The 26,669-nt window shown below is 71.5% G+C and carries 27 protein-coding genes and 2 pseudogenes; 19 read left to right on the top strand and 10 right to left on the bottom strand.

Annotated elements, in window-relative coordinates; translation table 11 throughout:
* Nucleotides 1–138: 138 nt before the first annotated feature.
* From fmt to DRB96_RS37675, 12 genes and pseudogenes are all read left to right on the top strand, one after another.
* A complete protein-coding gene (gene fmt / locus DRB96_RS37730; RefSeq protein WP_112452451.1) occupies nt 139–1,083 on the top strand; it encodes a methionyl-tRNA formyltransferase in 945 nt (314 codons plus the stop codon).
* A gap of 145 nt (nt 1,084–1,228) precedes the next feature.
* Nucleotides 1,229–2,710 carry a transcription antitermination factor NusB gene (locus DRB96_RS37725; protein ID WP_112452450.1) on the top strand — a complete coding sequence of 494 codons (1,482 nt, stop codon included), beginning with the start codon at nt 1,229–1,231 and terminating at the stop codon, nt 2,708–2,710.
* A 135-nt stretch (nt 2,711–2,845) separates the two neighbouring features.
* Entirely contained in the window at nt 2,846–3,532 is a 687-nt protein-coding gene (rpe, locus tag DRB96_RS37720) for a ribulose-phosphate 3-epimerase (RefSeq protein WP_112452449.1), read from the top strand.
* A 124-nt stretch (nt 3,533–3,656) separates the two neighbouring features.
* Complete coding sequence (locus DRB96_RS37715) at nt 3,657–4,670, top strand: sugar-binding domain-containing protein (protein WP_112452448.1); 1,014 nt, start codon at nt 3,657–3,659, stop codon at nt 4,668–4,670.
* 136 nt (nt 4,671–4,806) lie between these two features.
* Nucleotides 4,807–5,031, top strand: coding sequence for a hypothetical protein (locus DRB96_RS45450; protein ID WP_112452447.1), 225 nt, complete (start codon nt 4,807–4,809; stop codon nt 5,029–5,031).
* A gap of 49 nt (nt 5,032–5,080) precedes the next feature.
* A complete protein-coding gene (locus tag DRB96_RS37705) occupies nt 5,081–5,569 on the top strand; it encodes a ribonuclease domain-containing protein (RefSeq protein ID WP_112452446.1) in 489 nt (162 codons plus the stop codon).
* Nucleotides 5,566–5,973 carry a barstar family protein gene (locus tag DRB96_RS37700; RefSeq protein ID WP_112452445.1) on the top strand — a complete coding sequence of 136 codons (408 nt, stop codon included), beginning with the start codon at nt 5,566–5,568 and terminating at the stop codon, nt 5,971–5,973. The genes DRB96_RS37705 and DRB96_RS37700 overlap by 4 nt, the downstream gene beginning before the upstream one ends.
* Before the next feature lie 42 nt (nt 5,974–6,015).
* Nucleotides 6,016–6,867 (top strand): LysR substrate-binding domain-containing protein, encoded by an 852-nt coding sequence (locus DRB96_RS37695; protein WP_112452444.1) that lies wholly within the window; start codon nt 6,016–6,018, stop codon nt 6,865–6,867.
* Nucleotides 6,868–7,003: 136 nt separating this feature from the next.
* A complete protein-coding gene (locus tag DRB96_RS37690) occupies nt 7,004–7,240 on the top strand; it encodes a hypothetical protein (RefSeq protein ID WP_204357917.1) in 237 nt (78 codons plus the stop codon).
* Nucleotides 7,241–7,338: 98 nt separating this feature from the next.
* Nucleotides 7,339–9,162, top strand: coding sequence for an AMP-dependent synthetase/ligase (locus DRB96_RS37685; protein WP_112452443.1), 1,824 nt, complete (start codon nt 7,339–7,341; stop codon nt 9,160–9,162).
* 123 nt (nt 9,163–9,285) lie between these two features.
* Nucleotides 9,286–10,548: an ABC transporter substrate-binding protein gene (locus DRB96_RS37680; RefSeq protein ID WP_112452442.1), complete on the top strand. Its 1,263-nt coding sequence runs from the start codon at nt 9,286–9,288 to the stop codon at nt 10,546–10,548.
* A gap of 16 nt (nt 10,549–10,564) precedes the next feature.
* Nucleotides 10,565–12,331: pseudogene (locus DRB96_RS37675) on the top strand (ABC transporter permease); the annotation flags it as partial.
* Nucleotides 12,332–12,348: 17 nt separating this feature from the next.
* Here DRB96_RS37675 and DRB96_RS37670 read toward each other — a convergent pair.
* Together DRB96_RS37670 and DRB96_RS37665 are read right to left on the bottom strand one after the other, a co-directional pair.
* Complete coding sequence (locus DRB96_RS37670; protein ID WP_239517900.1) at nt 12,349–13,839, bottom strand: acyclic terpene utilization AtuA family protein; 1,491 nt, start codon at nt 13,837–13,839, stop codon at nt 12,349–12,351.
* A 68-nt stretch (nt 13,840–13,907) separates the two neighbouring features.
* Nucleotides 13,908–14,717 carry a TIGR03084 family metal-binding protein gene (locus DRB96_RS37665; RefSeq protein ID WP_112452441.1) on the bottom strand — a complete coding sequence of 270 codons (810 nt, stop codon included), beginning with the start codon at nt 14,715–14,717 and terminating at the stop codon, nt 13,908–13,910.
* Nucleotides 14,718–14,927: 210 nt separating this feature from the next.
* Between DRB96_RS37665 and DRB96_RS37660 the strand changes: the two genes are divergently transcribed.
* Nucleotides 14,928–15,617, top strand: a complete 690-nt coding sequence (locus tag DRB96_RS37660; RefSeq protein ID WP_112452440.1) for an HAD-IA family hydrolase — start codon at nt 14,928–14,930, stop codon at nt 15,615–15,617.
* Between the two features lie 9 nt (nt 15,618–15,626).
* Here DRB96_RS37660 and DRB96_RS37655 read toward each other — a convergent pair whose 3' ends face one another.
* Nucleotides 15,627–16,172, bottom strand: a complete 546-nt coding sequence (locus DRB96_RS37655; protein WP_112452439.1) for a hypothetical protein — start codon at nt 16,170–16,172, stop codon at nt 15,627–15,629.
* Between the two features lie 83 nt (nt 16,173–16,255).
* Between DRB96_RS37655 and DRB96_RS37650 the strand changes: the two genes are divergently transcribed.
* Nucleotides 16,256–17,284 (top strand): WYL domain-containing protein, encoded by a 1,029-nt coding sequence (locus DRB96_RS37650; RefSeq protein ID WP_112452438.1) that lies wholly within the window; start codon nt 16,256–16,258, stop codon nt 17,282–17,284.
* 39 nt (nt 17,285–17,323) lie between these two features.
* Nucleotides 17,324–17,560 carry a hypothetical protein gene (locus tag DRB96_RS37645; protein ID WP_162688904.1) on the top strand — a complete coding sequence of 79 codons (237 nt, stop codon included), beginning with the start codon at nt 17,324–17,326 and terminating at the stop codon, nt 17,558–17,560.
* Nucleotides 17,561–17,664: 104 nt separating this feature from the next.
* On the opposite strand, the gene DRB96_RS37640 is transcribed toward DRB96_RS37645, so the two are convergent.
* Together DRB96_RS37640 and DRB96_RS37635 are read right to left on the bottom strand one after the other, a co-directional pair.
* Nucleotides 17,665–18,687 carry an EamA family transporter gene (locus DRB96_RS37640; protein ID WP_112452436.1) on the bottom strand — a complete coding sequence of 341 codons (1,023 nt, stop codon included), beginning with the start codon at nt 18,685–18,687 and terminating at the stop codon, nt 17,665–17,667.
* Between the two features lie 68 nt (nt 18,688–18,755).
* A pseudogene (locus DRB96_RS37635) lies at nt 18,756–19,280 on the bottom strand ((Fe-S)-binding protein); the annotation flags it as partial.
* A 26-nt stretch (nt 19,281–19,306) separates the two neighbouring features.
* Between DRB96_RS37635 and DRB96_RS37630 the strand changes: the two are divergent.
* Nucleotides 19,307–19,576, top strand: coding sequence for a hypothetical protein (locus DRB96_RS37630; protein ID WP_239516558.1), 270 nt, complete (start codon nt 19,307–19,309; stop codon nt 19,574–19,576).
* Between the two features lie 201 nt (nt 19,577–19,777).
* Here DRB96_RS37630 and DRB96_RS37625 read toward each other — a convergent pair whose 3' ends face one another.
* The 3 genes from DRB96_RS37625 to DRB96_RS37615 are packed head-to-tail and all read right to left on the bottom strand — an operon-like array spanning nt 19,778 to nt 22,628.
* Complete coding sequence (locus tag DRB96_RS37625; RefSeq protein ID WP_112452435.1) at nt 19,778–20,638, bottom strand: nucleotidyltransferase domain-containing protein; 861 nt, start codon at nt 20,636–20,638, stop codon at nt 19,778–19,780.
* Nucleotides 20,639–20,688: 50 nt separating this feature from the next.
* Nucleotides 20,689–21,189, bottom strand: a complete 501-nt coding sequence (locus DRB96_RS37620) for a hypothetical protein (protein WP_162688895.1) — start codon at nt 21,187–21,189, stop codon at nt 20,689–20,691.
* A gap of 56 nt (nt 21,190–21,245) precedes the next feature.
* Nucleotides 21,246–22,628, bottom strand: coding sequence for a helix-turn-helix transcriptional regulator (locus DRB96_RS37615; RefSeq protein WP_112454241.1), 1,383 nt, complete (start codon nt 22,626–22,628; stop codon nt 21,246–21,248).
* A 328-nt stretch (nt 22,629–22,956) separates the two neighbouring features.
* Between DRB96_RS37615 and mauJ the strand changes: the two genes are divergently transcribed.
* Nucleotides 22,957–23,829 carry a methylamine utilization protein MauJ gene (gene mauJ / locus DRB96_RS37610; RefSeq protein ID WP_112452433.1) on the top strand — a complete coding sequence of 291 codons (873 nt, stop codon included), beginning with the start codon at nt 22,957–22,959 and terminating at the stop codon, nt 23,827–23,829.
* 52 nt (nt 23,830–23,881) lie between these two features.
* On the opposite strand, the gene DRB96_RS37605 is transcribed toward mauJ, so the two are convergent.
* Nucleotides 23,882–24,601: a hypothetical protein gene (locus DRB96_RS37605; RefSeq protein WP_239516557.1), complete on the bottom strand. Its 720-nt coding sequence runs from the start codon at nt 24,599–24,601 to the stop codon at nt 23,882–23,884.
* 418 nt (nt 24,602–25,019) lie between these two features.
* Nucleotides 25,020–25,295, bottom strand: a complete 276-nt coding sequence (locus tag DRB96_RS37600) for a hypothetical protein (protein ID WP_112452431.1) — start codon at nt 25,293–25,295, stop codon at nt 25,020–25,022.
* Nucleotides 25,296–25,347: 52 nt separating this feature from the next.
* Here DRB96_RS37600 and DRB96_RS37595 point away from each other — a divergent pair, with 52 nt between their 5' ends.
* Together DRB96_RS37595 and DRB96_RS37590 are read left to right on the top strand one after the other, a co-directional pair.
* The gene (locus tag DRB96_RS37595) at nt 25,348–25,869 is read left to right on the top strand and encodes a hypothetical protein (protein ID WP_112452430.1); all 522 of its coding nucleotides are present in this window, start codon (nt 25,348–25,350) and stop codon (nt 25,867–25,869) included.
* Nucleotides 25,870–26,140: 271 nt separating this feature from the next.
* Nucleotides 26,141–26,668, top strand: coding sequence for a hypothetical protein (locus DRB96_RS37590; RefSeq protein WP_162688892.1), 528 nt, complete (start codon nt 26,141–26,143; stop codon nt 26,666–26,668).
* Nucleotide 26,669: the final 1 nt, after the last annotated feature.

Genomic DNA, 26,669 nt, shown 5'->3' with positions numbered 1-26,669 from the left:
CACCGAAGTACGTCCAGCACAAGCGGCGGCCCTCCGCCTTGCGATGCACCGCACCGGACACCGCGACCCGGCAAACCTTTCCGGTCACAGCACTAGACTGGTGCGCTGATGACAGCCGAGATAGCGAGGTAGACCCCAGTGAAGCTCGTCTTCGCAGGCACCCCCGAGGTCGCCGTGCCCGCCCTGGACGCCTTGATCGCGTCCGGGCGCCACGAAGTGGCCGCCGTCGTCACCCGGCCCGACGCCCCGGCCGGCCGCGGCCGCCGCCTCGTCGCCAGCCCCGTCGCCGAGCGCGCCGAGGAAGCCGGCATCGAGGTCCTCAAGCCCGTCAAGCCGCGCGACCCGGAGTTCCAGGCCCGGCTGCGCGAGATCGGCCCGGACTGCTGCCCGGTCGTCGCGTACGGCGCGCTGCTCCCCAAGAGCGCCCTGGAGATCCCCGCGCACGGCTGGGTCAACCTGCACTTCTCGCTGCTGCCCGCCTGGCGCGGCGCCGCACCTGTCCAGCAGTCGATCATGGCCGGTGACCAGGTCACCGGCGCCTCCACCTTCCGGATCGAGGAGGGTCTGGACACCGGCCCGGTCTTCGGGATCCTCACCGAGGAGATCCGGCCCACCGACACCAGCGGGGACCTGCTGACCCGGCTCGCCTTCGCGGGCTCCGGCCTGCTGGTCGCCACCATGGACGGCATCGAGGACGGCACCCTGCGCGCCGTCGAGCAGCCCGCCGACGGGATCTCGCTCGCGCCGAAGATCACCGTCGAGGACGCCCGGATCGACTGGTCGGCCCCCGCGATGCGCGCCGACCGGCTGGTGCGCGGCTGCACCCCGGCGCCGGGCGCGTGGACGGTCTTCCGGGGGGAGCGGCTCAAGCTGATCTCCGTCGGGCTGGTCGCGGACCGCACCGACCTGAAGCCGGGCGACCTGAGCGCGGGCAAGAACAACGTCCACGTCGGCACCGGCTCGCACGCGGTGGAGCTGCTCTGGGTCCAGCCGCAGGGCAAGAAGCCGATGAAGGCCGCCGACTGGGCGCGCGGGGTGCGGATCGCTCCCGGCGAGCGCCTCGGCGGGACCGACGTAGGCTGATCCGGTCACCTTTCGATTCCCGGACCATGTCCGGGCCGAGTCCGGGCCGATGTCCGGCCCGGCCGCGGCAGGTGTCCGCGGCGGCCTCCCCGGCGCCGCGCTTCGTTCCATCCCCAGCGTTACGTAACCCCGGAGCACCTTTCACGTGAGCGAACAGCCCCGTAGCCGACCGGCAGCCACCTCGGGCAAGGGCGGCGGCAAGCCGGCCAAGTCGGGCAAGCCGTACCGCCGGCCGCAGAAGGACCCCGTCCGGATGCTGGCCTTCGAGGTGCTGCGGGCGGTGGACGAGCGCGACGCGTACGCGAACCTCGTGCTGCCGCCGCTGCTGAAGAAGGCCCGCAAGGACGAGACCTTCCAGGCGCGGGACGCGGCACTGGCCACCGAGCTGGTGTACGGGACGCTGCGCCGCCAGGGCACGTACGACGCGGTCATCAAGGCGTGCATCGACCGGCCGCTGCGCGAGGTGGACCCGCCGGTGCTGGACGTGCTGTCGCTGGGCGCGCACCAGCTCCTCGGCACCCGGATCCCCACGCACGCGGCGGTGTCGGCGAGCGTGGAGCTGGCCCGGGTGGTGCTCGGGGACGGGCGCGCGAAATTCGTGAACGCGGTGCTGCGGAAGATCTCCGCGCACGATCTCGAGGGCTGGCTGGAGAAGGTCGCGCCGCCGTACGAGGACGACGCCGAGGAACACCTCGCCGTCTTCCACTCGCACCCGAGGTGGGTCGTCAGCGCCCTGTGGGACGCGCTGGGCGGCGGCCGGGCCGGCATCGAGGACCTGCTGGAGGCCGACAACGAGCGGCCCGAGGTGACGCTGGTGGCCCGTCCCGGCCGCTCGACCACCGAGGAGCTGCTGGAGGCGGTCGGCGAGGACTCGGCGCTGCCGGGGCGCTGGTCCCCCTACGCGGTGCGGATGGCCGAGGGCGGCGAACCGGGCGCGCTGGAAGCGGTCCGCGAGGGCCGCGCGGGCGTCCAGGACGAAGGCAGCCAGCTGGTGGCGATGGCCCTGGCGGCCGCGCCGGTCGAGGGCCGCGACACCCGCTGGCTGGACGGCTGCGCGGGCCCCGGCGGCAAGGCCGCCCTGCTGGCCGCGCTGGCCGCGGAGCGCGGGGCGTTCCTGCTGGCCTCCGAGAAGCAGCCGCACCGTGCCCGGCTGGTGGAGAAGGCGCTCGCCGGCAATCCGGGCCCCTACCAGGTCATCACGGCGGACGGGACGCGTCCGCCGTGGCTGCCGGGCTCCTTCGACCGGGTCCTCGTGGACGTGCCCTGCTCGGGCCTCGGCGCGCTGCGCCGCCGCCCGGAGGCGCGCTGGCGGCGCCGCCCGGAGGACCTGGAGAGCTTCGCGCCGCTCCAGCGCGGGCTGCTGCGCGAGGCGCTGGCGGCCGTCAGGGTGGGCGGCGTCGTGGGCTACGCGACCTGCTCGCCGCACCTGGCCGAGACCCGGGTGGTCGTGGAGGACGTACTGAAGGGCCGGGGCGCGGGCGCGGCCCCGATCGCGGCGGAACTGATCGACGCGCGGCCGTACATGCAGGGGGTCCCGGCGCTGGGCGACGGCCCGGACGTGCAGCTGTGGCCGCACCTGCACGGGACGGACGCGATGTACCTCGCGCTGCTGCGCCGGACCGCGTAGTCCCTGTCCGGGAACCGCTGTCGGCGGGGGCCCCGGGGGTCCTCTCGCGGACCCCCGCCGGGGCGGGGTCTGCGCCCCGGGCGGGAGTTTCGGGGTAGTGGCCGGAACGGTTCGGCGGCATGGCACGCTTGGGGCATGGCCGTTCAGATCAATCCCAGCATCTTGTCCGCCGACTTCGCCCGGCTCGCCGAGGAGGCGAAGGCCGTCCAGGGCGCGGACTGGCTGCATGTCGACGTCATGGACAACCACTTCGTCCCGAACCTCACGCTCGGCGTGCCGATCGTGGAGTCGCTCAGCCGGGCGACGGACATCCCGCTCGACCTGCACCTCATGATCGAGGACCCCGACCGCTGGGCCCCGCAGTACGTCGAGGCGGGTGCGGGATCGGTCACCTTCCACGCGGAGGCCGCCGCGGCGCCCGTGCGGCTCGCGCGGGAGATCCGGGCCAAGGGGGCCCGCGCGTCCATGGCGCTCAAGCCGGCGACGCCCATCGAGCAGTACGAGGACATCCTCCCCGAGCTCGACATGCTGCTGATCATGACGGTCGAGCCCGGCTTCGGCGGGCAGCCCTTCCTCGACATCATGCTGCCCAAGATCCGGCGTACCCGGGAACTGATCTCCAAGCACGGCCTGGAGCTGTGGCTGCAGGTCGACGGCGGGGTATCCGCCTCGACGATCGAGCGGTGCGCCGAGGCCGGCGCGGACGTGTTCGTCGCGGGCAGCGCGGTCTACGGGGCGGTCGACCCGGCGGCCGCCGTGCGCACGCTGCGTGAGCAGGCGGGTGCGGCCATCGCGGCGGCGCCCTGGGCTTGCGACCACTGAGACAAGGCTTGGTGAACAGCTCGGTGAACGGGAGCTGTCCAGGCTGATCAACGGCCGTCGTATCTGACAGGATGAACGGCGAGTCGAGAGTGTGAACAGCAGTGAGGAGAACGCGGTGTCTGCAATGTCGGCGGGACGGTCAGCCCTGCGGATGGGACCCGCGGAGCTGGTGCAGGCGGCGGCCATGGCGCGCCGCTTCTACCTGGAGGGGAAGTCCAAGATCCAGATCGCCGAGGAGTTCGGCGTGAGCCGCTTCAAGGTGGCCCGGGTCCTGGAGACCGCTCTGGAGCGCGACCTCGTGCGCATCGAGATCCGGGTGCCGGCGGAACTGGACGCGGAGCGCTCCGACGCGCTGCGCGCCCGGTACGGGCTGCGGCACGCCGTGGTCGTGGAGTCCCCGGCCGATGCCACCGAGGACGCGCCCGACCCGGAGAACCTGGGCGCCGTGGCGGCCGACCTGCTGGGCGAGCTCGTCAACGAGGGCGACGTACTGGGCCTCGCGTGGGGCCGCTCGACCATCCACATGGCCGCCTCCCTGCACCGGCTGCCTCCCTGCACCGTCGTCCAGCTGACGGGCGTGTACGACGCCGGGACGGCCGAGCGCGGGTCCGTGGAGGCCGTCCGCAGGGCCGCGCAGGTGTCGGGCGGGGACGCGCACCCCATCTACGCCCCGATGCTGCTGCCCGACCCGGCCACGGCGGCCGCGCTGCGCAACCAGACGGGCATCGCGCGGGCCTTCGAGTACTTCGACAAGGTGACGGTCGCCGCCGTCTCCATCGGGTCCTGGGAGCCGGGGATCTCGACCGTCCACGACATGCTGAGCGACGAGGAGCGGGCGCACTACGCCTCGCTCGGTGTCGCCGCCGAGATGTCGGCCCACCTCTTCGACGCGGAGGGCCGCCGGGTCGGCCGGGACCTCGGCGAGCGCTGCATCACCGTGGAGGCCGACCGGCTGCGCCGGATCCCCGAGGTCGTCGCCATCGCCGGCGGGCTGCGCAAGGCCTCCGCGATCGGCGCGGTGCTGCGCTCGGGGCTCGTGACCAGCCTGGTCACCGACACCGCCGTCGCGGACTATCTGCTGACGGAATCGCAGCCCGGGCTGCGGCCCGCCCTGGAGCGGGCCGACCCCGACGAGTGATTGTTCGGATTGGTCCGATTCTTCGGACGAATGGCGCTCAAACGCGGCTGCGGGATGTTCGCTGATGCGGATGGTGCCGTAATTGAGATCCGAACGGCGGACCGTTGGACGGCTCGCGGGGCGCATACTGGGTGCAATGACAAAGTCAGCAGTACCTCGCCGCCATTTGCCGTCCAGCCCGTTCAAGGCCCCCGTGGAAGCGCCGCTCCGGCACTTCAGCGTCGGCGACCGGGTTACTCACGATGAGCACGGCCTCGGCCGTGTCGTCGCAGTTGAGGAGGGGATCGCTGTCCTCGTTGAATTCGGGCCGGAGGTCCGGAAGCGAATCTTGAGTCCGTACACCAAGATGGCCGCCCTCTGAAGAGAGCGCGCGATTCGCGGGAGAATCGGATATTTGGCACGATCGGTGCATGATCTTTCGGAACGTGCCCCGATCGTTGCTGCGTGTACTGGGGGCCGTGTTCCTCTGTGCGGCGCTGGTCGGTGCGGTGGGCTGCAGCGGGAAGAATCCCGCGCCCGCCGCCGCCACCACCGACGCTAGTCCCGGCCCCCTGGTAGACGCCGCCCCGAGCGGGGCGGCGAGTTCCACCGTGCCCGTGCCGACGCCCGGGTGGGCGAAGGGGATGGCCACGGTCCGGGCCGGCGCATTGCCGCAGCAGGCCCGGGACGTGCTCGCGCTGATCGACAAGGGCGGGCCGTACCAGTACCGGCAGGACGGGACCGTCTTCGGTAATTTCGAGAAGGTCCTGCCGAAGCAGAAGCGTGGTCACTACCACGAGTTCACCGTGAGGACGCCCGGTGAACGGGACCGCGGGGCCCGCCGGATCGTGACCGGCGAGGGCGGGGAGTTCTTCTACACGGACGACCACTACAAGACCTTCAAGGCGGTTCTCCGATGACCTTGGACCAGCAGCCCCTGGCCCCCGCCGTCGCCGCCGCGGAGGAGGCGGGGTGGACGGTGCTGAGGCTGGACCTGGACGGGGTGCGCGGCAAGGCCGGGCTCATGCGGCGGTGTGCGGGCGTGCTGCGGGTTCCCGAGTACTTCGGGGCGAACTGGGACGCGCTGGCGGACGCGCTGGCCGATCTGTCGTGGCTGCCGGACGCGCCGGGGCGGCTGCTGGCGGTGACCTCCTGGCGGGGGTACGCGGGTGAGCGGCCGGAGGACTGGGAGACCCTGCAGGAGGTTCTGGAGGGGGCGGCGGAATTCTGGCGCGAGGGTGAGGGACGGGGACGAGGCAGAAGGAACGTTCCTTCCCATCCTGGGGGGTGGGGTGGTGATCGGGAAACCCGCACACCGCTCTGACTGTCATCACGGAACGCGATGAGCGGGAGTAGGCTGGACGGCATGTACGACCCCGCCCAGCTGCGCACCTTCCTCACCGTCGCCCAGACCCTGAGCTTCACGCAGGCCGCCGCCCGCCTCGGCGTCCGGCAGTCCACGGTCAGCCAGCACGTGCGGCGGCTGGAGGAGGCCACCGGCCGACCGCTCTTCCTGCGCGACACGCACAGCGTGGAGCTCACCGAGGACGGCGAGGCGCTGCTCGGCTTCGCCCGCTCGATCCTGGAGGCGCACGAGCGCGCCGCGGCCTTCTTCGCGGGGACCCGGATCCGCGGCCGGCTGCGCTTCGGCGCCTCGGAGGACTTCGTGCTGACCCGGCTGCCGGAGATCCTGGAGGCGTTCCGGCACGAGCACCCCGAGGTGGAGCTGGAACTCTCCGTGGAGCTGTCGGGGACCCTGCACGAGCGGCTGGACGCGGGGCGCCTCGACCTCGTACTCGCCAAGCGGCGCGGGGACGCCGACGAGCGGGGACGGCTGGTGTGGCGGGACCGGATGGTGTGGATCGGGGCGGAGGGCCTGCGGGTGGACCCCGACCGGCCGGTTCCGCTGATCGTCTTCCCGCCGCCGGGCATCACGCGGGCGCGGGCGCTGGACGTGCTGCAGGCGGACGGGCGGCCCTGGCGGATCGCCTGTACGAGCGGCAGCCTCAGCGGTCTGATCGCGGCGGCCCGGGCGGGGCTGGGCGTGATGGCCCACACCCGGGGGCTGATCCCGCCGGGGCTGGTCCGGGTGGGCGGGCTGCCGGACCTCGGCTCGGTGGAGTTCGCGCTGCTGCGCGGACCGCGGGTGTCGGCCGCCGCGGAGGCCCTGGCGGCGGCGATCCTCTCGGGCGCGGACCGCCTGACGCGCGCGGCGTAGCCGGGTCCCCGGCTCCGGCTCCGGCTCCGGCTCCGGCTCCGGCTCCGGCTCCGGCTCCGGCTCCGGCTCCGGCCCACGGCTCCTTCCCCGAGGCGCGGGTCGTCAAGACCCTCAACACCGTGAACAAAACGCCGTCATGGTCGAGCCCTCCCGGGTCCCCGGCCACCGCACCGTCTTCCTGGGCGGCGACGACGACGGCGCGAAGGGCGAGACCGCCGCGCTCCTCGAGGAGTTCGGCTGGGCTCCCGGAGAGATCACCGATCTGGGCGATCCGTCGAGCGCCCGCGCCACGGAAGCCCTGATGGGACTGTGGCTGCGGCCGTACGGGGTGCTGGGTCCGGTGGACTTCAACATCTCCGTGGTCACGGCCTGAGCGAGGGCTGAGGAGGTCTTGTGGAGGTATTCGCCCGTTGATCAACGGCGGGGAGGGGTGGGATAGCGTCACCGCGCTGTGCGGAGAGGAGCGGGTCCTTGCGCGAGATCACCGTCCCACCCGTCGTCACGGGCGCCCCCGTCGGCGGTCTGGCCGATGCCGTCTTCCGGAACGCCCGCGAGGACCCCGGCCGGGTCGTGCTGGGCCGCAAGACGGGCGGGGTCTGGCAGGACGTGACCGCGGGCGAGCTGGCCGCCGAGGTGACGCGGCTGGCCCAGGGGCTGCTCGCGCACGGCATCGGCTTCGGTGACCGCGTCGCGATCATGTCCCGTACCCGGTACGAGTGGACCCTCTTCGACTTCGCCCTGTGGGCGATCGGCGCGCAGCCCGTCCCCGTCTATCCCACCTCCTCCGCCGAGCAGGTCCACTGGATCCTGTACGACTCCGAGTGCACGGCCTGCGTGGTCGAGGACGAGGACCAGGCCATGACCGTCGGCTCGGTCATCGAACGGCTGCCCCGCCTGCGCCGGCTCTGGCAGTTGGACACGGGGGCGGTCGAGGGGCTGACCGAGGACGGCCGGCAGGTCTCCGAGGACGTCGTGCACCGCCACCGGGGCGCCGTGACGCCCGATGCGACGGCCACCGTCATCTACACCTCGGGGACCACCGGCCGGCCCAAGGGCTGCGTGCTGACCCACGCCAATTTCATGTTCGAGGCCGACACCATGGTCACCCGCTGGGAGTCCGTCTTCCAGGCCGGGCCCGGCGAGCAGCCCTCCACCCTGCTTTTCCTGCCGCTCGCCCACGTCTTCGGGCGGATGGTGGAAGTGGCGGCCGTCCGCGCCCGGGTGAAGCTCGGGCACCAGCCGGTGCTGGCGGCCGCCGAACTGCTGCCGGATCTCGCCGCGTTCCGCCCGACGTTCGTGCTCGGGGTCCCCTACGTCTTCGAGAAGGTGTTCGCCGCCGCCCGCCGCAAGGCCGAGTCCGAGGGCCGGACCGGGCCCTTCGACCGGGCGGTGGAGGTGGCCGTACGGTACGCGGAGGCGCGCGAGCGGAAGGCGTTCGGCACCGGGCCCGGACCCACGGCCAAGCTGCGGATGGAGCACCAGCTCTTCGAGAAGCTGGTGTACGGGAAGGTCCGCGAGGCCCTGGGCGGCCGGGTGCGGCACGCCATGTCGGGGGGCTCCGCGATGGCACGCCGGCTCGGGCTGTTCTTCGACGGCGCCGGGGTCACGGTGTTCGAGGGGTACGGGCTGACGGAGTCGTGCGCGGCGGCCACCGCGAACCCGCCCGGGGCGACGAAGTACGGGACCGTGGGCAAGCCGATCCCCGGCGCCACCGTCCACATCGCCGACGACGGGGAGGTCTGGCTGCACGGCGCCCACGTCTTCGCCGGGTACCTGAACGACCCGCAGGGCACCGAGGCGGTGCTGCGGGAGGGCTGGCTGGCGACCGGGGACCTGGGGCGCCTCGACGACGACGGGTACCTGACGATCACCGGGCGCAAGAAGGAGATCCTGGTGACCTCCAACGGCAAGAGCGTCGCGCCGACCGCCCTGGAAGAGCGGGTCCGTTCGCACCCGCTCGTCTCGCAGTGCGTGCTGGTGGGCAACGACCGGCCGTACATCGCGGCCCTGCTCACTCTGGACGTGGAGGGGGTCGCGCACTGGATGGCGATGCGCGGCCGCCCGCAGCTGCCGGCCTCGGAGCTGGTGCTCGACCCCGATCTGACGGCGGAGGTCCGGCGCGCGGTGGTGGCCGCGAACACCCTGGTCTCGCAGGCCGAGTCGATCCGCACGTTCCGCGTGCTGGCCGGGCAGTTCACGGAGGAGCGGGGTCTGCTGACGCCCTCGCTGAAGCTGAAGCGGCGGGCGATCGAGAAGGCCTACGCGACGGAGGTGGCGGCCCTCTACCAGTCGTGACCGCACCCGGGTGGACTGCCTCCCACCATATCTGACGCATCGTCACTTTACTTGGTCATTGATATTGACGATGCGTCAGGTCGCGCACAGAATGCGGGGATTCCGACCGGAGGGGATCCACACATGTTGCGACCGATCCGCACCTTGGCCGCCGCGGCGGCGACACTCGCGCTCGTCTCCGCCTGCAACTCCGCCTCCAACGGCTCCTCCCCGGACAAGCCGGGGGCCGCCGGGAACTCCCGCGGGGTGAGCGCCGACTCGATCAAGGTCGGCGGCATCGTGTCGATGACCAGCGCCAGCGGCTACAGCAAGAAGGACACCGACCTCGGCGCGAAGGCCCGCTATGCGAGAGCCAACGCCGAGGGCGGGATCAACGGCCGCAAGATCGACTACATCGGCGCCGAGGACGACGGCCAGGACCCCGCCAAGAACCTCGCGGCGGCCCGCAAGCTCGTCCAGCAGGACAAGGTCTTCGCGGTCTCCCCCATGAGCTCGGTGACCTTCTCCGGCGCCGACTTCCTCGAACAGGAGAAGGTCCCCACCTTCGGCTGGGGCACGCTCCCCTCCTTCTGCGGCCCCAAGTACATCTACGGGTTCAACGGCTGCCTCGTCCCCACCCCCGGCGGCACCATCAACCAGACCTGGCCCGAGGGCATCGGCCAGGTCCTCGGCGGCGCCCGGGGCAAGTCCGTCGCGATCATCGCCAACGACAGCGACGCCGGGAAGTTCGGCGTGCGCACCTTCCAGCAGGGCTTCGCCAGCGCCGGGTTCAAGGTCGCCTACGCCAAGGCCTCGGTGCCCGGCACCGCCGTGCCGAGCGACTGGTCGGCGTACGTCAAGGAGATCCTCGAGAGCAATGACGGCAAGGCCCCCGACGCGGTCGTCTCCGTCATGCAGACCCCCAACAACATCGGGCTGTTCACCTCGCTCAAGCGCAGCGGGTACAAGGGGCTGCTCTCCGACCCGACCGACTACGACCCGGGCCTGCTCGCCCAGGACGCCACGAAGCAGGCCCTCGACGGCGTGCACGTCCTGCTGCAGTTCGAGCCCTTCGAGTCCACCGACCCGAAGATGGCCCAGTTCAAGGCCGACATCAAGGCCGCGGCGGGCGGCAAGGACGTGCCCCTCAACATGCACATGATGACCGGGTACATGTCCGCCGACCTGTTCGTGTCCATCGCGAAGAAGGCCGGCAAGGACCTGACCACCGAGTCGTTCCAGGCCGCCGCGCAGGGCTTCTCCGACACCGCCACCCTCGTCGGCGACCGCGCGGAGCCCAAGGGGCAGAAGGACAGCTTCGGCTGCGGTGCGCTCGTCCAGCTGAAGAACGGCGCCTACGAGGTCTCTGTGCCGTTCAAGTGCCACGAGCCCATCCCCTTCAAGTAGCGGGCCGGGAAACGGCATGGGAGATCTGCTCGCCTTCGTACTGAGCGGTCTGGTGTCCGGCGCCCTGTACGCACTGCTCGCCACCGGGCTGGTGCTGTCGTACTCGGCGTCCGGGCTGTTCAACTTCGCGCACGGGGCCACCGCCTACCTGTCCGCGCTCACCTTCTACGAACTGCACTCCGGGCTGGGCTGGCCGGCCGTCCCGGCGGCGCTGCTGGTGGTCCTCGTACTGGCACCCGGGCTCGGCTGGGCACTGGACCGGCTGATGTTCCGGCGGCTCGCGCAGGTCGGCGAGACGGCGCAGATCGTCGCCACCATCGGCCTGCTGGTGGCCCTGCCGGCGGCCGGGCTGTGGACGGTGGAGCTCCTGACGGACGCGGGGGCTCCGCTCAAGCCCGCGGAGAACCAGTTCGGGCTGCCGGGGGTGGGGCCGAGCCCCGCGAAGTCCTGGCAGCTCACCTCCGACGTCGGGATCGACTCCGACCAGCTGATCACCTGGGTGGCCACGGCCCTGGTGGCGGTGGCCCTGTGGGTGCTGATGCGGCACACGCGGCTGGGGCTGCGGCTGCGGGCCGCCGTCGACAACCGCTCGCTCACCGAGCTGCGCGGGATCGACGCCGGCCGGCTGTCCTCGGTGGCGTGGATGATCGCCTCGGGGCTGGCCGGACTGGCGGGGGTGCTGGCGACGCCGCTGCTGGGGCTGTCCGCGCACGACTTCACGCTGTTCCTGTTCGTGTCGGCCACCGCGGCCGTGATCGGACGGTTCGCCTCCGTACCGCTCGCCTTCGCGGGCGGACTGGGGCTCGGAGTACTGCAGAACCTGGTGGTCGGCTACGCCTCCTTCGCCGACTCCGTCACCGGGTTCAGGACGGCCGTGCCCTTCCTGATCCTCTTCGGCGGGCTGCTCGTCCTCACCCGGCGGGCCCGCACCACCGGGACCGCCGCGGTGGACACGGCCTCGGTGGACCACCTGGCCGGAGCCTCCTGGGGGCGGCGGTGGGGGGTCTGGGCCGTCCTGGGCACGGCCCTGGGCGTCGCGTTCTACACCGTCACCACGCCGTTCTGGAGCGGGCTCCTCGCCCAAGGGCTGGCCCTGGCACTGGTGTTCATGTCCTTCACCGTCGTGACGGGGCTGGGCGCGATGGTCTCGCTGGCCCAGGGCACCTTCGTGACGGGCGCCGCGCTCGTGGCCGGGCTGCTGATGAGCCACGGGTGGCCGTTCGTCGCCGCGCTGGCGGTCGGCACCTGCGTGGCCGCCGTACTGGGGGCCCTGGTCGCGCTGCCCGCGCTGCGCCTCGGCGGGCGCTCCCTCGCGCTGGCCACCCTGGCGCTGGCCTTCCTGGCGGACCAGGTGCTGTTCCAGATGCGGTGGCTGCGCAACGGGGACGCGGGGTGGTCGATCCCGCGTCCCGTCGTCGGGCCGGTGGACCTCTCCGACGACCGGGCGCTGGGGGTGGCGCTGTTGGTCCTGGCGGCCGCGGTCGCCGCCGGGCTGAGCGCGCTGCGGAACTCGCCGTCGGGGCGGGCGATGCTCGCCGTACGGTCGGCTCCCGCGGCCGCGATGGCCTCCGGGGTGTCCGTGCTGCGGACGAAGCTGCTGCTGTTCACCCTGTCGGCGGGGCTGGCCGGGTTCGGGGGCGTGATGTACGCCTCGTACAACACCCGGATCACGGCGACCGACTTCACCGCGATGACCGGGCTGGTGTGGCTTGCGGTGGTCGTGGCGGCGGGGGTCCGGCGGCCCCAGTACGCGGTGGTGGCGGGGCTGGTCTTCGCCGTCGCCCCGCGGGTGATGGCGGACTACGTGACGGAGTCGGCGCACCTGCCGGTGATCCTGTTCGGGCTGGCGGGGTTGGCCTTGGCCAACGATCCGGACGGGTATTGCGCGGCGGTGCCGGTGCGGTTGGCGCGGCGGCGCGCCGGTTCCCCGGTCGAAGCCGGGGCCGTCCCCGGGGCCGTTACCGCGGCCCGGGCCGTTCCCGGGGCCACCCCCGGGGCCGTTCCCGGGGCCCGGGCCGGCGAGCGGGCCGGGGTCCGTTGCCCTTCGGGGGCTCCGGCCGCGGGCCCCCGCGCCTCGGACGCCGGCGGGGCGGGATGCACCCGGGTCCCGTCCGGGAGGACCGCCGTGTGCGGGACCTCGGCGGCCGGAACCGCGGCCGACTCGAAGACCCCGTACGGCTGGGCCGGGCCCGGCGGGGCCGTGACGTGGAAGCCCGGGTAGCTGCCCAGGGCCAGCTCGATGGCGGCCGAGGTCAGGGGCCGGCCGACGCGGTCGGGGGACGGGTCCCGGACCACCAGGCGCAGCAGCGCGCTCGCCGTCTCCTCCGTCCCGGCGTCCTCGTGGTCGGTGCGCGACAGCGTCCAGGCGGCGGAGGCCACCGGGGACAGGAGCGGGGCCAGCTGTGCCCGTACGAGCGCCGCCTTCTCCTCGATGTCCAGGCCCGTCAGGACGAAGACCACTTCGTTGCGCCAGCCCCCGATCCGGGTCACGCCCACCTTCAGCGTGTCCGGCGGCGCCTCGCCCCGTACGCCCGAGAGGGCCACCCGGTCCGGGCCGCATTCCGCCAGCCGGACCGTGTCGAGGCGGGCCGTCACGTCGGGGCCCAGGTAGCGCACGCCCTGGGTCTCGTAGAGGAGTTGCGCGGTGACCGTGCCGACGGTCACCACCCCGCCCGTGCCCGGGTGCTTGGTGACGACCGAGGAGCCGTCCTCGGAGATCTCCGCCAGCGGGAAGCCCGGCCGGGCGACGTCGTGGCGAGTGAAGAAGGAGTAGTTGCCGCCCGTGGCCTGGGTGCCGCATTCCAGGACGTGGCCGGCCGCCACCGCGCCCGCGAGCCGGTCGTGGTCGTCCGGCGCCCAGTCGAACCACCAGGCCGCGGGCCCGCTCACGAGCGCGGCGTCCGTGACCCGGCCGGTCACCACGACGTCCGCGCCCGCCCGCAGGCAGGCGGTGATGCCGGCGCCGCCGAGGTAGGCGTTCGCGGTGAGCGCGCCCTCCCCGTAGGGCATCAGGTCGTCGCCCTCGACGTGCGCGACCGAGACGGGGACGGACACCTTCGCGGCCAGCGCCCGGACCGCGCCGGCCAGTCCCGCCGGGTTCAGGCCGCCCGCGTTCACGACGATCCGCACGCCCCGCTCGTGGGCGAGGCCGAGGCACTCCTCCAGCTGGCGCAGGAAGGTCTTGGCGTAGCCGAGTTCCGGGTTCTTCAGGCGGTCGCGGCCCAGGATCAGCATGGTCAGCTCGGCCAGGTAGTCCCCGGTCAGCACATCGAGGGGGCCGTCCGTCAACATCTCGCGCAGGGCGTCGAAGCGGTCTCCGTAGAACCCCGACGCGTTGCCGATCAGCAGCGGGCGCCGGGTCACCGGGAGGTCCCCGGCGCGCGGCCCGGGCCCGCGGGGCCCGCGAAGGCCTGGGCGATGTCGAGCCAGCGGCCGGCGTCGGGGCCGTCCGCCGTCAGGGCCAGGTCGGCGCGGTGGGCGCGCTGGGTCACCAGCAGGCAGAAGTCCAGGGCCGGGCCCGTGACCCGCTGGGTCGCGTCCTCGGGTCCGTACGCCCACACCTCGGCGGAGCCGGTCGGGCCGGGGGCGGTCAGCTCGATCCGGAACTGTTCCGCCGGCGCCGCCAGGCGCCGTACCGCGTACGCGTAGTCCCGGGCCCGGACCCCGATCCGTGCCACGTGCCGCAGCCGGTCCGTGGGGACGCGGCGGACGCCGAGCGCGTCGGCGACGTCCTGGCCGTGCGCCCAGGTCTCCATCAGGCGGGCGCTCGCCATCGAGGCGGCCTTCATCGGCGGCCCGTACCAGGGGAACTTCGCCCCGGGCGAGGCCTCGGCGATCGCCTCGTCGAGGGCCGCGCGGCCGGCCCGCCAGCGGGCCAGCAGTTCGGCGGGGGCCAGCGCGGCCCCTTCCTCCGCGCCCGCGTCGACGAAGGTGTCGGGGGCCTTGACGGCCTCCTCGACGAGGCCTGCGAAGGCGGTGGCGTCGGTGAGGGCGAGCAGTGCGGCCCGATCGGTCCAGTGCAGGTGGGCGATCTGGTGGGCGAGGCTCCAGCCGGGCGCGGGCGTGGGCCGCGCCCAGTCGGGGACGGTCAACTCCCCCACCAGGGCATCGAGTTCCCGACCCTCCTCGTGAAGATCGGCGAAGACGGCGACAGCGGACGGATCGGGCACGGGTGCGCTCCCCTTCTCGGCGTGGGGGGAAGCCTGGCAGCCGTCACCGAAACAATCAAGCGTGCTTGCATTATTTGCCGAAGCGTTGCCGAGCCGCGCGGACGCCTCCCAACTGGGCTGCCGGACCGGCAGTTTGGGGTGCCGGGCGTTCCGTCGCTCCCGGCGTACGGGGCTTGCGCGCGCCCCGCTCCCGCGGCGAGGATCGGCGCCATGATCAAGGGCGTGATGTTCGACTTCTCCGGCACCCTGTTCCGCATCGAGCCCACCGGGGACTGGCTGCGCGCGGTGGTGGCGCAGACCGGGCGCGACCTGTCCGAGGCCGAACTCACCGACTGCGCGGCCCGCCTCGAGGAGGCCGGCGCCCTGCCCGGAGGGGCGAACCCGCGCCGGCTGCCGCCCCGGCTAGAGCGGCTGTGGCGCGAGCGCGACCTGAGCTCCGCCAACCACCACGCCGCCTACACCGCCCTCATCCTGGAGGCGGCGCTGCCCGTGCCGGAGCTGGCCGGCGCCCTGTACGCCCGGCACCGCACCCCTGCGGCCTGGCGGCCCTACCCGGACACCGCGGCCACGCTCGGCGCCCTGCGCGAGCGGGGCGTCCCGGTCGTCATCGTCAGCAACATCGGCTGGGACCTGCGGCCCGTCTTCCGCGCCCACGGCCTGCACCACCTCGTCGACGGCTACCTGCTCTCCTTCGAGCACGGGGTGCAGAAGCCCGATCCCCGGCTCTTCCGGGCCGCCTGCGCAGCGCTCGGGCAGGCGCCCGCCGACGTGCTCATGGTCGGTGACGACGAGGTCGCGGACGGCGGGGCCGCCGCCCTGGGCTGCCGGGTCGAACTGGTCCGCCACCTCCCGGTCGACCAGCGGCCGGACGGGCTGTCCACGGTGCTCGGCCTGCTCTGAGCGGCCGGCTCACTCGCCGACGGCGGAGTCGGAGTCGGGTCGCGGGGTGCGGCGGGTGAAGTCCATCGTCCAGTTGAGGATCCAGCTCCCGCCCCGGTCGGCGGAGAAGTACTGCTCCCAGCGCGGACTGTCCGTCCGCGTCCCCGACCACACGAACCGCACCAGGACCGGCGTGTCCCCGTGGCTGTCCTCGCCCTCGAAGACCCCCCGGCCCGTGCCCGCGCCCTCCTCGAACCGGCCGACGACGGCCGGGAAGAGCGTCCCGGTCCGGGCGCTCGCCCAGTTCAGGGTCCACCGGCCGCGCTCGTGGTCGTAGAGCCGCAGGGTCAGTCCGGCCGCCCCCTTCGTCGGGAACTCGATCTCGTCGAAGTTCGCCGCGCCGCCGAAGTGGCGGGTGGCCCGGGAGGTCCCCGGGAACTCCTCCCATCCACTGTCCGGGTCCAGGCCGTCGGCGAGCCGGCGGTTGGCCACGTCCCAGGTGCCGACGAGGAAGCCGAAGTCGTCGTTGCCGTTGCCGATGCCGTTGCCGATGCCGTTGCCGTTGCCGTTGCCCATGCGCGTTCTCCCCTGGCCGTTCCGGTGCTGTTGGGGGCAACCGTAGGAGCGGTCTGCTGACATCATGTGTCAGTGGAGTGCACATGAAGGCCGCCCGATTGCTCTCGATCCTGCTCCTCCTCCAGACCAGAGGCCGGATGACCGCCGCCGAGCTCGCCGAGGAGCTGGAGGTGTCCGTCCGTACGGTCTACCGCGACGCGGAGGCGCTGTCCGCCTCCGGTGTTCCGCTGTACGGCGACGCCGGACACAGTGGCGGCTACCAGCTCCTCGACGGCTACCGCACCCGCCTCACCGGCCTGGCCCCGGGCGAGGCCGAGGCGCTCTTCCTCACCTCGATGCCCGGACCGGCCGCCGAACTCGGCCTCGGCCGGGCCCTGTCCGCCGCCCAGCTGAAACTGCGCGCCGCCCTGCCCGCGGAGCTGCGCGCGCAGGCCGACCGGATGCGGCTGCGGTTCCACCTGGACGCGCCCGGCTGGTACGCGGAGCACGAGGAGACCCCGTACCTGGGGCAGATCGCCGACGCGGTGTGGCGGGGGCGGGTGATCGAGGTCCGCTACCGGCGGTGGAAGGCGCCCCACGAGGTGGACCGGCGGCTCGCCCCGTACGGGCTGGTCCTCAAGGCGGGGCGCTGGTACTTGGTCGCCGGCCCGGCGGAGCCCTCGGCGGACCCCGCCGGCGGGAAGCCGGCCGGGCCGTACACCTACCGGGTGGACCAGGTCCTCGGGGTGCGGGAGACCGGCGAGGAGTGCGTGCTCCCGGACGGCTTCGAGCTGGCCGCACACTGGCGGCGCACCCAGGCGGAGTTCCACGAGCGGCTGCACCCGGAGGAAGCGGAGGTACGGGTGTCCGCGCGCGGAGCGGCCCGGCTGACCGGCGCCCAGGCCAGGGCCCTGGCGGCCGCCGGGACCCCGGATCCCGAGCTGCCCGGGTGGACGCGGGCGGTGCTGCCGATCGAGTCACAGGCGCACGCGGAGTCGCAGTTCCTGGAGCTGGGGGCGGAGGCGGAGGTGCTCGCCCCGCGGGCGCTGCGGGAGCGGATCGGAGCGGTGGCCGCCGCGATGGCGGCCCGGTACGGGACCGGGACGGCTGCCGCTCCGGGCCATGCCGGCTGAGGTCTTCCCTCCGCCCCGCACGGCTGGGATGCTCCGCGCATGACAACTCCTCGGATGTACTTCGCCGCCGCGGCGATGAGCACCCTCGCGCTCGGTGTGACCGTGGCGAGCGGCTGGAGCCAGGACCGGCCGGACGCGGATTCCGGCGGCGCCGGCGTCGGCTCCTCGCTCTCCGCCTGGTCCGCGGACTGGCCGACGGGGTTCCACGTCGAGGCGAACGTCCAGCACGCGGACGTCGTGGTGCTGCGGACCGACAGCGACGTCATCTGGAGCTGACCCGGAGCTCCCGCCGGGTCGCCGACCGGCGACGACGGCCGGTGACGACGACGGCCGGATCAGCGGCGGCCGGGTCAGCGGCGGCCGGGTCGGCGGTGGCCGGGTCAGGCCTGCGGTTTCAGCGGCCGCGGGCGCCGGCGGGTCTGGGAGCGGACCGCGCCCATGCTCGCCGCGATGACCAGCGCGATCGCCGCCGCGTCCAGCGGCGACAGCGCCTGGTTGAGCACCAGGAAGCCCGCCGTCGCGGCGATCGCGGGCTCCAGGCTCATCAGGATCGCGAAGGTGGGCGCCGGGAGCCGGCGCAGGGCGAGCAGTTCCAGCGTGTAGGGCAGGACCGAGGACAGCACCGCCACGCCGAGCCCGAGGGCCAGCGTGCTGGGGAGCAGGAGCGCCGAGCCCGCCTCGATCACGCCGAGGGGCAGCGAGAGCACGGCCGCCACGGCCATCGCCAGCGCCAGGCCGTCGGCCTGCGGGAACCGCCGGCCGGTCCGCGCGTTGAAGACGATGTACGCCGCCCACATGCCGCCGGCGCCGAGCGCGTACGCCGCGCCCAGCGGGTCGAGTCCGCCGAAGCCGCCTCCGCCGTGGGTGGAGAGCAGGACCACGCCGGCCAGCGCCAGCCCGGCCCACAGCAGGTTCATCAGGCGGCGGGAGACCGCGACGGACAGCACCAGCGGGCCCAGCACCTCCAGGGTGACGGCGGGACCCAGCGGGATGCGGTCGATGGCCTGGTAGAAGAGGCCGTTCATGCCGGCCATGGTCACGCCGAACCACACCACGGTCATCCAGTCGGCACGGGAGTGCCCGCGCAGCTTGGGCCGACAGAGGAGCAGCAGCACCAGCGCGGCGGCCGCGAGCCGCAGCGTGACCACGCCCGCCGCGCCCGTCCTCGGCATGATCATGACCGCGATGGCGGCCCCGAACTGCACCGAGACGCCCGCGCTGACCACGAGGGCGACGGGCCCGAAGCGCGCCCGGAAGGAGCCGTCGGCGGCGGGATCCACGGGGGCCGCGGGGGCCGCGGGGGCGGATGCGGGAGCCGCGGAAGCGGGAACCGGGGCGGGAACCGAGGCGCTGACGGGCGCGGTCGTGGGCGGAGAGGCGGGGGCGGAGCTGGGTACGGCCATCTCTCCAGACTAGGGCGTGCGTAAGGAGCATGCCTGCGTGTTTTGCCTTACATCCCGTGACGCCCGGGCTACGGCGCCTCCGGCACGGCCTCGGCCTCCGACTCCGACTCCGACTCCGACTCCGACTCCGGCTCCGGCTCCGCCAGCGCCTCCGCCAGGACCTCCGCGAGGTGGCGGGCCCGGCCGCCGGACAGCTGCGCGATCTGGGTCCGGCAGGAAAAGCCGTCGGCCAGCACCTCGGTACCCGGCGCGGCCGCGCGCAGCGACGGCAGGAGCTGCTCCTCGGCGCAGGCCAGGGAGACCTCGTGGTGGCCCGGTTCGAAGCCGAAGTTCCCCGCGAGGCCGCAGCAGCCGCCGCTGAGGTCGCCCGTGAGGCCCGCGCGTTCGCGGAGCCGTCGGTCGGGGGCGTCGCCGAGGACGGCGTGCTGGTGGCAGTGGGTCTGGCCGGCGACCGGCCGGTCGAGGCGGGGCGGGCTCCAGTGCGGGGCGTACTCCTCCAGGGTCTCGGCGAAGGTGCGTACGGCCGCGGCGAGGCGGTGCGCGCGGGGGTCGTCCGGGAGGAGGGCGGGCAGGGCGGTGCGGAGCGCCGCCGCGGCCCTCCCCCAGTGCGCTACTGCCTGTGACCTGGCTGCACCCCCTGCCCCTGAACGCCGGAGACCAGAAAACCTTCCGGGAAGTGCTGGCAGGCTTCGAAGCCGACCTGAGCCTGTACCGGCTCGAAGAGCATGCGCTGAGCAAACACGCCGTCGAACTCCACCGGCGCACCGGCGGGTACCTCAAAGCCCTTACCCACCTCGTCTCCACCGCCGCCGTCATCGCGATCCGCACCGGCAGCGAAAACATCACCCTCAAAGAAATCAACGCCGCAACCACCCAGCTCGGCCCCTGATGCGAACCGCGGGCTCTCACCGGACGACCAGCTGGGACGGCGCTCGCGCTTCCTGACTGTCGTAGAGTCAAAGCCCGCCCCACCGCGCGCTGTCCGCCCCTGCAAGATGCGCTGTCTTGCTCGGCCGGTGGCTGGCGTCATCGGCCCGCTCGTAGTGCCAGGACAGGAGTCCGGTGTAATCCCCACGCCTGGGCGCGCCTGTCACGAGCGGGGCAGGACGGCGCGGTCCTGGACCGTGATGTGGAGGGCGTGAAGTGGCTGGGTGCGGGTCGGGCGGACGACCTCGAACCAGTCGGTGCCCTCTTCCAGGTGATGGGCGATGCTCCGGTAGTGACGCCAGTCGAATCCGACACCGATCTGCCACGCCGTGTCGCTGTAGCGGCTACCGATGACCGGATCGCCGTGGAGGTAGACGGAGTCGAGAGGCTGAGCGTTGGCTTCGAGGTGCGCGAGGACGGCTGCCGCGGCTCGACGCAACGGGCTGGTGTCGCTCCAGCGGGTGAGGGCTTCAAGGGCTGCGGGATGGCTCGGACGGACGTCGGCGAGTTGGAGTTGCCGGATGGTGGCTGCCTTGCGGTCGACCAGGTCAGTGAGATCGATGCGGACCGGGCGTGGGACCCAGCGGTCGATGCCGTCGAAGGCCTCGATCATGTGGTCACGTGATGCGCGGCCTGCTGTGGGGTCCGGGGCGATGGCAGCGAGTCGAGTACGGGCGGCGGTCATGGGTTCGCCTCGGGTCCACAGCATGGTCAGTTCGAAGCCTTCCGCTTCGAAGGTCTTGCGTTCGCCAAAGTGGATCTGCAGACCTCGGCTGTTGCCCTTGAGGGCTCGCTTCATTGACGCTGAGGGGTCTCGCCCGTAGGAGAGGGCGTGAAGGAATTCGGAGGTAAGACGGCTGTCTCTGCGGTGCTCTACGACGATGTCGACGTCTGAGGGGTTCAGTGCGCCGCGTGCGTAGGAGCCGAAGACGAGGATTTCGTCGACGAGGTCCAGTGGCCAGCCTCCCTCCTCCAGGCGATCGAGCATGTCGTTCAGGAGCGTGGTAGCGCGCTCGCGTTTCACGGAATCCCTCTGCTGGTCGGTTCGGATGCCGGTGCCTTGCGCCGGTGGTTTCAGCCGGTCTGCTGTGAGGAGCCGGGGGCTCGCGAGATGATCGTGCTGAGAGTCCCGGAATAGGTGGTGCCCAGGGCAGTCACGGTTCCGGGAAAGGGGCCCGGGCCGTGACGCAGGGCACTGACGTAATTTTCGGGAAGGAGCACACGGTCTCCGACTGCGAGCGTGCCGGGGCCCCTCCATCGGTATCCGTACCCGTCAACGGTGACAGCCTGGTGGCCGTCGACCTCGAAACGGCGGTTCTTGGCATCGAGTTCTTCCCGCAGGGTCCGTATCTGCCGCTCAAGGTGCTCGACCTGTGTGGTTTCGACGCGTTGCCTCCATTCTCTTTCTTGCGCCCGGCCGGTCTGAAGCCCCTGCTGGTAGGCCTCCACGAGGGCCTTTTCGTTGTCGGTGGTGTGGACTTTGCAGGCGAAGCCCGGACCGGAGAACTGAGCGCGGCAGGGGTTACCGGACTTGGTGGGGCGTCCGCAGGGCCGGTGATGTACCTCTTCGAACACGGGGATTCCTCACACGGGTGGCTACGTAACGGCAGAAATGTGGGCACGGTGGCGTACTACGGGGTGGTCGGCAGTGAGCTGACCGGCTGGGAGATGGCCTGCGGGATACAGGCGGGAGCGGTGCGGCCCGCCTGGGTACAGGTAAGGGCGATGAGTTGGAGGTAGCCGAGGGAGACCGGTCGTCCCGGGAGCTTGCCCGTTGCTTGTTCGAAGCGCTGGAGTGTGGCGGGCTTGATGCCCAGGTGGCCGGCGGCGTCGTGGAGATCGAGTCCTGTGGCCTCGCGGGCTTCCCGGAGGCGCTGTGCGTTGTCGTGCCAGATTTGCGGTGCGGTTTCCGCGGTGTCCCGGGCGACGGCTGCGCGGGCCGTGGAGAGGGCGGTCTGGACTCGGTCGGTATGGGGTCCGAGCAGAAACCGGGCGAGACGGGCAGCGGAGGCCTCACGGTCGACGCCCTCAGTCCAGGGCTGGGAGGCCTCTTCGTACACACGGCCTCGGGCCGTGGCGCAGTCCTCACGCTCGCTGGTTTCGGCGCCGTAGGTGCGATGCCGGTCGCTGGTACAGGGTGGCGTGCCGTCTTTCGCCAGGTCCATATCCCGGTCCCAGGCGCCGTCAGCCTCGATGCGTGCGATGGCGTCGCGGACGTACTGGCGCTCATCCGGGGAGAGGACGCAGGTGAGGGCTTCGGCAGCGGCCTGGGCTTCGGGCCGCCCAGCAGGCTCGAAGCTGCCGCCCCAGGCGTGTGATGCGCGTTCTCCTTCCGCTTTCCGGAAGGCCACGTCGATGGCCTCGAACGTGTGGGGGCTCCAGGCCTGCATCATCAGGAGGATCTCCCGCAAGGCTTCTATGTGGGAGGTGGGCGGTGTCCCGTCGCCGACCCGCCGGCCGGGTCGTGATCCGGGGTGGGCCAGCCAATCGGTGAACGTCTGCGGGCGCCGGGGATCGTGAAGATCCGTATTCTCGAACCACTGTGCTGCCCGCACCACGCAGGCGTGCGCATGCTGGATGGCGGCATACCAACCGAACAGTGCCTCCCGGTAGTCATCGACGTGACGGTCCTCCGAGAAGGTGCCGGTTCGCGTGCGACAGTGCTGCGGGCATTCCGCCGCATGCACCCGGTAGAGAGCGGCCCGAGTCTCGGGGAAAGTCAGCAAGGCCGTGTGCAGATGTTCGTACTTGGGGCCACGGTCGCGGCGCTTTTCGAGTCCGCTGTCGAGAAAGGCGGGGAAGCGGGGTTTTCCCCGCCAGCGGGCAGAATCCCGACGTACATGGATGTCGTCCTGCCAGGCGCCGGTCGCGATGACCTCCCGCAGAGACGAAGCCACGTCACAGCGCAGGCCCGCACCCCATGTGATGAGAACCGGCAGGCACTGAGGATCCTCCTCCAGCGTGGACATCACCAGATCGATGTCATCGTGACGATGAAGATGACGCTGGAACACGAACGCTCCCCCAAGAGTGCAGCAGTACCCAACGGCCTCCACACCGTGGTGTGCAGGCAGCTCTCCATCTTGCACGAGGGTCACGACATCCGACCCGCGATCCGGCTGATGAGCCCACCGAAGTGGCGGGCGGGCGCGAAACCCGTGACCATCCCGTGGACTGCTTGTCCGCAGATGACCACAGCAGGCATACCTCAAGGCCGGATGTGCCCGAATGCGGCCGCGTTGGCGAGTCGTCGTGGCTCGCGCGCCGAAGAGGCGGTCCGGCCTGACGGCGCACAGCTGTACTGGAGGGAAACGGCCCGCGGGAGCCGCCTATCCTTCCTCCATGATGCAAGGAATCGACTGGCCGAGTCTTGCCTTCGGCATCCGCATGCCAGGCGTAGGCATCGAGGAGTTCGAGGCCGACGGCAAATGGGGCATGCAAGAACTCTCCGAGCTGGGCCTGCTGGTACCCCTTCCCCTCAACGCGGACGGGTACTACAACGCATCCCTCACAGCACCCTCGCTAGAGAACGTGCTCTTCGTCGCGGACTGCATCGCCTTCGACCACGACTCCCCCACGGTCGTCACCCCTCTTCAAGAGCCGGCCGCTGCACCTTACGAACCCATCGGGCACGACCGTCCGTGGCTTCCCTCCAACCGCACCTACCGCGACACCCTGGACTCCGTCGCCCAACAGGCACACGAAATCAGGTATACCGACATGCTGCGGCTCCGGTACGGCACGTACAACGACCCGCTGGCCCAGTTCAGCCGTCGGTTCACGGATCGCACCGAGCCGCTTGCCCTTTACGCCATGGCCATCAGGCATGTTGACCTGCTTGCCGAGTACATGGGGCTGTACCGCGTGCTGGAAGCGCCGCGGAGCAGCAACGGCATGGACTTCATCACCGACCACCTCGACTCCGTTGAGGAGTACGACTTCGGGAAGCTGATGACCATTCCAGCCTTTCTTCCAGAACAGGCCAAGAAACCCGTCGAGGTGTTCTCCGTCCTCAAAGAACGGGCACTTGGCCGTGTGGAGGCTCTCACGACAGCCGGCATCGACACCGCCAGGCACCTCTACGCCATCCGCAACGGGCTGGCACACGGCAAGAAAGATCTCATTCTCAACGACTTCGGCAACGCAGTCGATGCCGTGGCAGCCGACCTGCCCCTGCTGAAACTCCTGGCACGCATCGCTGTCGAACGCGGCTGACCAGCCTTCTGCAGCCGCGGTCTCTGCCAGGCCGCTTTCAGTCTGAACCCGGCTACTGGAAGGCCCCACCAAGGGCGCGCAGTTGAGCGCGGCGGGCCTGCATGAGCTCCTCGGGAAGGCGCAGAGCTGTGTCCAGGAGCCATACCCCTTGGCGGAAAGGCTGGAAGCCGATGCTCTCCCACAGCGCGGCGATCTTCTTCTTCACCTCGAGCCGATAGGCCTCCGTGACCTGCGCCCGGTCTTCGGGATACTCGCCCATGGCGGGATAGACCGCCACAGCGCAACACCCCCCGGACAGGCGACGGATCGCCTCGACGGCCAGCGCCGGGCCCAGCCCGAAACCCCTCCACGCCTTGTCGAGGCTGACGCGGTCCAGGATCAGCAGATCACCGACAGGATGCTGGACCGCCTTCTCAAACGCAGCGCTGTAGCCGGCACGTCCGGAACGGCCAAGAACGGCAGAGACAATGACCTCGAGATCTCCGGATTCGGCGTCCGCCGCCTCCCACCGGTTGTCGCCGGTGTAGTCACGCAGCCTCCACAAAATGAGGTGGCCGATCTCGCTGCCTGCGGCCGGAACCTCGCCGTCCCCTTCCTCTTCATCCCACTCCTCGTCACCCGCCATCCCGTAGGTGACCGCAACATGCCAGGGCTCCAAGGTGTCCTCGTAGTCGTATGGCACAGCGGGATGTCCGTGGCTGTAATGGAGGCGAAGACGGGCAGGATCGCCCGGCAGCTCACAGCCCGGACGTTTGGACATCGCTGAAGTCATGACGCAAAGACTAGAAGCGGACCCTGACATCCGGCCGGGAAACAGTGCGAACGAGACTACGGAAACGGATTGGCCCTGGCTGCACACCTTCGTAGCCTGCCTCTCACCCGAGAACGACCCGAGCCATCGACGCACGTCGAAGATCAACTTCCTCGCATCAAGCCGACACACGGCTCTGGCCAGCCACCCGGAAGGCCACGCACTCACCCTGTCACAGGCACTCCGCTACAACCGCCAGCCCCTGACCAACCCAGACCTATCCACCTGGACCACACAGCCATAAGAAAATCCCGCATTGACCACTACATTCCGGATCAATCACTGAACTTGCACCCCAGAGCCTCCCCCACCTCCGAAACCCAAGGAAACCCCAGCTCAGACGCACACCACACCACAGCAAAGAATCCTGAAACGATCACTAAATCCCCAGGCCCGACGCAGCACCCACGCAGTGATCACTGACGGATTTGTCACACACCCATTGCGGGAGCCCCAGGCCAACCACGGCGACGAGCACCGCGCCGAGCAGGACGCCGCGTACGAGGCCCGACTCGAACGGCCGGCGGACGAACGGCAGCAGGAGCACCCCACCGGGCCGGTCCAGCACTTCAAGGGCCTCGGCGAGCATGGCACGGCGCGCGTCGTCCGGCCGCTGCGCGGCATCCGCCCGCGCCTGCCCGGCCGCGGGGCGCACACCACGGCCGGCCGCCAGTGCCTGGCGCAGGTCGTACAGCTGCGTCCGGGCGATGCGCGGCGGCCTCGCGGCCTTGTCACGGGCCGCCGTCGAGCGCGGCCGTTTCCGACGCCAGCCATGGGTCGGCTGGGGAGGCCAACGGAACCAGAACCTCGCGATTCTGATCGAGCACGCGGACGACCTGCTGGAGTCGGACTTTCTCGGGCTGTTCGTATCGGTCCTCGCCCAGGCAGTCTGGAACTCCAATCTGCGCCTGGACGGCGACGGCGAGCTCGATGAGTGGCGGCAGCGTATAGCCCAGCACTTCGTCTTCCTCCTGGACCGCACTGCACCCGTTGTCTTCACCGAGAAGGCAGCCCGCGGCACGGACGTGGCGGTGGCGCTCTCGGACGGCCGCCTGCTCGCCACGCTGACCGACGTCGACTGGCCTGGCGGGGATCCCGCGTCCGCCCCCTGGACGGCCGGCCCGCTCTCCTTCGCGGACGAGGAGATCCTCAGCGGCAGGAACATCGAGGGCATCAAGATGTTCCGAGACCACCTCGGCTGCTCGATCCACGAGGCCCTAGTGCTGTGACCGGAAAGGTTCACCGGGTCTGATGCTGTGCTGGCAGGATCGCTCCGTGGATCTTTCTGAGGGGCTGGCTGAGTGGACGGATTGGGACGGTGCCGCCTTCGTGGTGGGCCGCTCGTGCCTAGTCTCGTGGGCTCGGAGATTTGTATAAGGGACAGAGGGGGGGAGTCTGCCACGGCGCCCCGGGGGCCGCGGGGGCGGCTCCCCCGGTGCGCCGTGGCAGACTCCCTCCCTCGATCACGGGGGCGAACGGCCCCCTGACCTGGGGGGAACTGTGAACAGGACGAGACGGGCCGTCATGGCGACGGCCGTCATCGCGCTCGGAGCCGTGAGTTGTGGGGCCGGGGACACGTCCGTGGCGGTGCCGTCCCGCCCCGAGGGCACCGGGCCGCTCGCGCGGGACGTCGTGCGCACGGACCTCGACACCTCGGCGGCGGCCGCGGGCGCGCCGGAGAACGACCCGGACTACCTCAGCATGAGCGAGAAGGCTTCGCCCGACTCGGTGAAGTCGTGCGCCGTCGTCTTCAAGGGGTTCGGGACCGATGCCGCGCCGGTCGACCTGGACCGGTTCGAGGCGACGGTGCACGAGTTGCGCAAGCGCGACTGGAAGCAGGCCGGGAAACCGGACCAGCGCAAGAACAAGCGCGGCGAGGTGTTCAACTCCAAGGTGATTCTGGAGCAGCGCGGCTGGAGGATCGTCGCCGAGTACATGGATCCCCCGAAGGGCGGCACGGTCGGGTTGGTGGCCTTCGACAACGCCTGTATGAAGGCGCACGGCTCAGAAGCGGGTCCGGTCGGCTGAT

The organism is Streptomyces sp. ICC1 (assembly GCF_003287935.1).
GTDB lineage: Bacteria > Actinomycetota > Actinomycetes > Streptomycetales > Streptomycetaceae > Streptomyces > Streptomyces tritrimontium.
The sequence above is the reverse complement of the archived record's forward strand: the minus strand, read 5'-3'. Positions and strand labels throughout refer to the sequence as shown.